The 6,000-nt window shown below is 70.0% G+C and carries 4 protein-coding genes; 1 reads left to right on the forward strand and 3 read right to left on the reverse strand.

Features of this window, described 5'->3' with window-relative positions; translation table 11 throughout:
• Positions 1 to 148: 148 nt before the first annotated feature.
• From ACNQOV_RS13095 to valS, 3 genes are all read right to left on the reverse strand, one after another.
• Positions 149 to 739, reverse strand: a complete 591-nt coding sequence (locus tag ACNQOV_RS13095) for a TetR/AcrR family transcriptional regulator (RefSeq protein ID WP_416394948.1) — start codon at positions 737 to 739, stop codon at positions 149 to 151.
• Positions 740 to 1,009: 270 nt separating this feature from the next.
• Complete coding sequence (locus tag ACNQOV_RS13100) at positions 1,010 to 1,261, reverse strand: hypothetical protein (protein WP_402264110.1); 252 nt, start codon at positions 1,259 to 1,261, stop codon at positions 1,010 to 1,012.
• A 61-nt stretch (positions 1,262 to 1,322) separates the two neighbouring features.
• Positions 1,323 to 3,917, reverse strand: a complete 2,595-nt coding sequence (gene valS, locus ACNQOV_RS13105) for a valine--tRNA ligase (RefSeq protein ID WP_416394951.1) — start codon at positions 3,915 to 3,917, stop codon at positions 1,323 to 1,325.
• Between the two features lie 277 nt (positions 3,918 to 4,194).
• Here valS and proP point away from each other — a divergent pair, with 277 nt between their 5' ends.
• Positions 4,195 to 5,775, forward strand: a complete 1,581-nt coding sequence (gene proP / locus ACNQOV_RS13110) for a glycine betaine/L-proline transporter ProP (RefSeq protein WP_022907236.1) — start codon at positions 4,195 to 4,197, stop codon at positions 5,773 to 5,775.
• Positions 5,776 to 6,000 lie beyond the last annotated feature (225 nt).

A 6,000-nucleotide genomic window follows, 5' to 3' on the forward strand; every position in this document is an offset into this window, starting at 1 on the left:
TCCCGTCGGGCCGCTGGGTGCGTTCCTTCCCACAGCGACTGGACTGGAAAGCGGGAACGGGCGTACCTGGTCGAAATTATCGATCAGGTACGCGCGATTCGACCCGGTACGCCCGGAAGGGCCTGGCCCGGAACTGCAGGGCTCGCGCTCAGCGCGTCGCTGCGTCGATCAGCGTCTCGGCCGCCCGCCGCGCGTGCCGCGCGGGCGTCGACGACCCGGCGATGGCGGCCGTGGTCTGCGCACCCTCGGCGAGGAGGGCGAGCTGCGCGGCGAGTTCCTCGGCAGTGGTGGGATCCGCGACGACCGACGCCGCGAGGTCCTGGACGAAGCGCTGGAACGAGTCCTTGTGTGCGCGCGCGATCTCGGCGACGGCGGGGGAGGTGGCCCCGAGTTCCCCGAAGGCGTTGATGAAGCCGCAGCCGCGGAAGGCGTCGTCGCCGAACCACGACTCGAGGAAGTCGTAGACCGCGAGCAGCTTGTCCCGCGCGGTGGCGGCGCTGTCGACCGCACCGTGGACCCCGTGTTCCCAGATGTCGTGGCGTCCGGCGAGGACCGCCGCGATCAGCTGCTCCTTGCCGGGGAACGCGGCGTAGAGCTTCTTCAGCGACACCCCGGCACCGGTGCGGATCTCGTCCATGCCGACGGCCTGGATGCCGCGGGCGTAGAAGAGCTGGTCGGCGACGTCGACGATGTGTGCCCGGACGTCGGGGTCGACGGTCGGGAGGGTGCTGGCTGCCATGGGCGGACCTCGTTCGCTGCGTGTTCACCGTTCTCGACCCGCGCCGGGAACGACCGTTCTCTACTGTAGGCCACATCGGCGGAGAACGACCGTTGCGTCCTGCCGCACGCCGAGTACGTCGAGATCGAGGGCGCTCCGCACGGCCTGCAACGAGATCCTGCTGAGCTGGCTCGCGAAGGAGCGTGCGTGCTCGCATCGTGAGCAGAAATGGTCGGGTTCCCCAGCGGGACCCGACCATTTCTGCTCACCAAGCGATGCGCGGGCGCGCGCTCAGTCCTCTTCGGCGGCGTCGTCCGGGTTCGTCACCTGGGCACGCCCGGCGTCGTCGAGGTGGATCGAGGTGCCGTCGTCGAGTGCGACCATCGGCTTGCCCTCGAGGAACGTCAGGGTCCAGCCCCACCCCGCCGTGTCGACGGACTCGTCCACGAGCTCGGCCTCGACGCCCCGCACGGCGACGACCATCGCCTCGGGGAGTTGCCCGGGTGCCTCGGCACCCACGTTCCAGCGTCTGCCCAACTGCATCCGTGCCTCCAGTCCGTGTGCCGGGCCGCGTCGGTGACGCGACCCGGCCGGTGTGCCGACGTTACGCCTGCTGCTCCGCCAGCTCGATCTCGGTGACCGCGAGCTCCGCGCCGTCCTCGAACGACAGGTTCTCGACGCGTCCGACGGCCGCCAGGTCGACCGCCGCGCGCTCGATCAGCGCCCGGGTCTCGGCCGGGGCCTGCACGACGGCGCGCGTCACGGGCGTCTTCTGCGAGGCCTTCGCCGCGGTCTTCGCGCCGCGGATGCCGATGAGTGCCTGCCCCACCGCTCCGAGGAGCCCGGTCGGCTCGGCCTGCGTGGGCAGCTCGGCCACGGTCGGCCAGGAGGCGCGGTGCACGCTGGTCTCGTGGGTCCAGGCCCACACCTCCTCCGTCGCGAACGGGAGGAACGGTGCGAGCAGGCGCAGCAGCGCGTCGATGGCGGCGCGGAGCGCGAGGACCGCGCTCGCCTGCGTCTCGTGCGTCGCGTCGGACGCGGTGCCGTACGCCCGCTCCTTGACGAGCTCGAGGTAGTCGTCGCAGAAGGTCCAGAAGAAGCGCTCGATCACCTCGAGGGCACGGGCGTGGTCGAAGGCGTCGAACGCCGTGGTGGCCTGGTCGATGACCGACCCGAGCTCGGCGAGCACGTCGACGTCGAGCGGCTCCGTGACGCTCGTGGCGCCCTCGGGCAGCGGGAAGCCGTAGACGAACTTCGCGGCGTTCAGGACCTTGATCGCCAGACGGCGGCCGACCTTGATCTGCTTCGGGTTCTGCGGGTCGAACGCCGCGTCGGTGCCGAGCTTCGACGAGGCCGCCCAGTAGCGGACCGCGTCGGCACCGTGCTGCTCGAGGATCGACAGCGGCGTGACGACGTTGCCCTTGGACTTCGACATCTTCTTGCGGTCGGGGTCCACGATGAAGCCGGAGATCGACGCGTGCTTCCACGGCACGGTGTCCGCTTCGAGCTGGCTGCGGAGCACCGTCGTGAAGAGCCACGTGCGGATGATGTCCTGCGCCTGCGGGCGGACGTCGTACGGGTACACGAGGTCGTACAGCGCCGGGTCGGTCTCCCACTTGCCCGCGAGCTGCGGGGTGAGCGACGAGGTGGCCCAGGTGTCCATCACGTCGAGCTCGCCCTGGAACCCGCCGGCGACGCCGCGCTGGTCCTCGGTGTAGCCCGGGGCCGGCTCGGACGCCGGGTCGACGGGGAGCTGGGCCTCGGTCGGGACGATCGGCCGGTCGAAGACCGGGTTGCCGTCACCGTCGAGCGGGTACCAGACCGGCAGCGGCACGCCGAAGAACCGCTGGCGCGAGATGAGCCAGTCGCCGGACAGGCCGCCGACCCAGTTGTCGTACCGGACGCGCATGAAGTCCGGGTGGAACGCGATCTCGTCGCCGCGGCGCCGGAGCGTCGCCTTGAGCTCCTCGTCGCGGGCGCCGTTCACGATGTACCACTGCCGTGTCGAGACGATCTCGAGCGGCTTGTCGCCCTTCTCGAAGAACTTCACCGGGTGGGTGATCGTCTTCACGTCGCCGATCAGGTCACCGGACGCGGTGAGGGCGTCCACGACGACCTTCTTCGCCGAGAACACGGTCTTGCCGGCCATCTCGGCGTAGAGGGCCTTGCCGCCCTCGGACTCGATCCAGGCCGGCTCGTCGGAGCGCACGCGGCCGTCGAAGCCGATGATCGCGCGGTTCGGCAGCTGCAGTTCGCGCCACCAGACGACGTCGGTGGTGTCGCCGAACGTGCAGACCATCGCGATGCCGGCGCCCTTGTCCTGCTGCGCGAGGTGGTGCGCGAGCACCGGGACCTCGACGTCGAACAGGGGGGAGCGGACCGTGGTGCCGAAGAGGTCCTGGAAGCGCTCGTCGTCCGGGTGCGCGACGAGGGCGACGCACGCGGGGAGGAGCTCGGGCCGGGTGGTCTGGATGACGACGTCGTCGCCGCCGTCGGTGCGGTGGAAGGCGATGCCGTGGTACGCGCCGGGCATCTCCTTGTCCTCGAGCTCGGCCTGGGCCACGGCCGTGCGGAACGTCACGTCCCAGAGCGTCGGGGCGTCGGCCTGGTAGGCCTCGCCGCGCTCGAGGTTCCGGAGGAACGCGCGCTGTGCGCTCGCCCGCGAGGTGTCGTCGATCGTCCGGTACGACTGGGTCCAGTCGACCGACAGGCCGAGCGTGCGGAAGAGGTGCTCGAACTGCTGCTCGTCCTGCACGGTCAGGCGCTCGCACAGCTCGATGAAGTTGCGGCGCGACACCGGGATCTGGTCGGCGGCCTTCGACGATTTGCCGTCCCCGCCCTCGAACGGCGGCACGAAGGTGGCGTCGTAGGGGAGCTGCGGGTCGCAGCGGACGCCGTAGTAGTTCTGCACGCGGCGCTCGGTCGGCAGGCCGTTGTCGTCCCAGCCCATCGGGTAGAAGACGTGCTTGCCGCGCATGCGCTCGTACCGGGCCTTGAGGTCGGTGTGCGTGTACGAGAACACGTGCCCGATGTGCAGCGAACCCGAGGCGGTGGGCGGCGGGGTGTCGATCGAGTAGACGTTGCTGCGGTCGCCGGCGGCGTCGCGGTCGAACCGGTAGGTGCCGTCCTGCTCCCAGACCGGGCCCCAGACGTCTTCGAGTCCGTCCACCGTGGGCTTCTCGGGCATGGGCTTCGACATGGCGGGCCTTCCGTTCGGCGCGGTGCTGCGACCGCTGTGTGCGGCACCGAGTCCGTGGTGAGGTGCCTGAATGTCCACGCACGTGCGGCGCGGTACTCCCGATGGTAGCGGCTCGCACCGTCATCGCTGACGGTCGGTACCACACGGTCCTGACGGACACGCCGGGTGTTTGCTAGGCTGTCGGAGTTTGTCCGGCGGGCGCGGGGTTCGCGAGGACTGCATCGTCGCCGTTCGCCGGGCGCCCGAAGGCAAGACGCAGCACTACCGGAGGAACGATTTGTCACCGAACCAGACCAGCCCCGCGAACGGCGATCGGCCGCTCCGGACGAAGGGCGCCGTGAAGCGGGCCCGCCGCAAGCTGACGAAGGACGACGTCACCGTCGTCGAGGAGTCGCTCCTCAAGCGCGCCGTCGCCGCAGCAGCCCTCGGCAACGCGATGGAGTGGTTCGACTTCGGCATCTTCGCGTACCTCACGGTGACCATCTCGCAGGTCTTCCTGCCGAAGGGCGACCCGGCCGCGAACATCGTCGCGACCTTCGGCTTCTTCGCCGCGGCGTTCATCGTGCGCCCGATCGGTGGTGCCGTCTTCGGCCCGATCGGCGACAAGATCGGCCGCCAGAAGGTCCTCGCGCTGACGATGATCCTGATGGCCGCCGGCACGCTCATGATCGGCCTCATCCCCTCGTACCAGACCATCGGGTTCTGGGCCCCGGTCCTGCTGCTCGTCGCGCGGTTCGTGCAGGGCTTCTCGACCGGTGGTGAGTACGGCGGCGCCGCGACCTTCATCGCCGAGTACTCGCCGGACAAGCGCCGCGGCTTCATGGGCTCGTGGCTCGAGTTCGGCACGCTCGCGGGCTACGTGCTCGGCGCGTCGATCGTCACCGGCCTGCAGTTCGGTCTCTCCGAGGACGCCCTCCTCAGCTGGGGCTGGCGCATCCCGTTCATCGTCGCCGGTCCGCTCGGCCTCATCGGGCTCTACCTCCGCCTCAAGCTCGAGGAGACCCCGGCCTTCCAGAAGCAGCAGGAGCAGGCCGCCGAGCGCGAGTCGCAGAAGACGCCGTTCCTCAAGCTCTTCGCGGAGAACTGGCGCGGGCTCATCATCTGCATCGGTCTCGTCCTGGTCTTCAACGTGACGGACTACATGCTCCTGTCGTACATGCCGACGTACCTCGAGCAGAACCTCGGGCAGAACGCGACCTTCGGGCTCATCCTGATCGTCATCGTGATGATCCTCATGATGGTCGTCATCACGTTCGGCGGCCGGCTGTCCGACAGGTTCGGCCGGCGCCCGGTCCTCGCGACCGGCTGCATCGGCTTCCTGCTGCTGTCGTGGCCGTCGCTCAAGCTCGTCCAGAGCGGCACCGGGGTCGGCGTGTTCTTCGGGCTGCTCATCCTCGGTCTCGTGCTCGTGACCTTCACGTCCACGATGCCCTCGACGCTCCCCGCGCTCTTCCCGACGATCATCCGCTACGGCGCCCTCGCCATCGCGTTCAACGTGTCGGTGTCGCTCTTCGGTGGGACGACCCCGCTCGCGACCGCCGCGCTCATCAACGCCGCGAAGGACGCCGGCTACGGCTGGGCCGAGGACATCCCGGCCTTCTACCTGATGGCCGCCGCCCTCATCGGGCTCGTCGCCGTGTACTTCACGAAGGAGACCGCCGCGACGCCGCTCATGGGGTCCGGACCGACGGTGGCGCACGAGGACGAGATCGCGGACGTCATCAAGGACTACAACGACCCGGAGTCCGACCTGGCGCAGTCCGACTGGGCGAAGGACTTCTCGACCAGCGAGATCCCGATCATCTCGGGCGACGTGCCGTCGTCCGGTGCGGGGTCGAAGGAACCAGCGGGCTCCTAGTCGCAGCCTGCTGCTCCGTACGAGCGGCCGGCCTGGAGGCACGGTGCGCGTCCGCCACGGACGTCGCCCCGTGCCTCCGCTCGTCCGGCGCGCGGGGCGCGGGCGGTCCGCGCCGTTTCGCGCTGTGCGACAGTTCACGGCTCCGCGCGCCCGTGACGTGTCGCTGAACGCGTGAGAACGCCGGCGCCCCGCGTCCGCGCAGGGGCGGCCCGCGCGGGCGCGCTA

The organism is Curtobacterium sp. LFS084 (assembly GCF_047977705.1).
GTDB lineage: Bacteria > Actinomycetota > Actinomycetes > Actinomycetales > Microbacteriaceae > Curtobacterium.